The organism is Adlercreutzia sp. DFI.6.23 (genome assembly GCF_024462535.1).
GTDB classification, from domain to species: domain Bacteria; phylum Actinomycetota; class Coriobacteriia; order Coriobacteriales; family Eggerthellaceae; genus Adlercreutzia; species Adlercreutzia rubneri.
Map to the genome: position 1 here is coordinate 1 of NZ_JANGBP010000189.1, position 400 is coordinate 400.

Genomic DNA, 400 nt, shown 5'->3' on the forward strand with positions numbered 1-400 from the left:
CCTCGGCGCTCAACAGCGAGCCCTACGAGCAGGCAACCAGCACAAGCCAGACCGGCTTTACCGTGGAGCTGCTCCGGCTGGTGGGCGAGCGCGCCGGGCTGGACGTGCAGTTCGCCAAGGCCGTGAACCACAAGGACGCCGACCAGAACATCACCCCCGGCCGCCCCGAGGACGTCGCCGCGAAGGTGGCCGCGGGCGAGGCCGACCTGGGCGCGACGTCCATTCCCGCCGATGCCGCGCTCGAGGGCGTGGCGCTTTCCGAGCCCTACCTGCATGCCGACTACGCCGTAGTCACGAAGATGGACACCGGCCACGACGACCTGGCCAGCATCCAGGATGCGGGCACCGTGGTGGCCGTGCAGAACGATGCGGCCATCGCCGCCTGGGTGGCCGAAAACCT

1 protein-coding gene is annotated in these 400 nt (G+C 70.0%); it reads left to right on the forward strand.

What is annotated here, in order from left to right:
• A partial coding sequence (locus tag NE591_RS12945; RefSeq protein ID WP_256156828.1) for a transporter substrate-binding domain-containing protein occupies nt 1-400 on the forward strand: 400 nt, incomplete at both ends.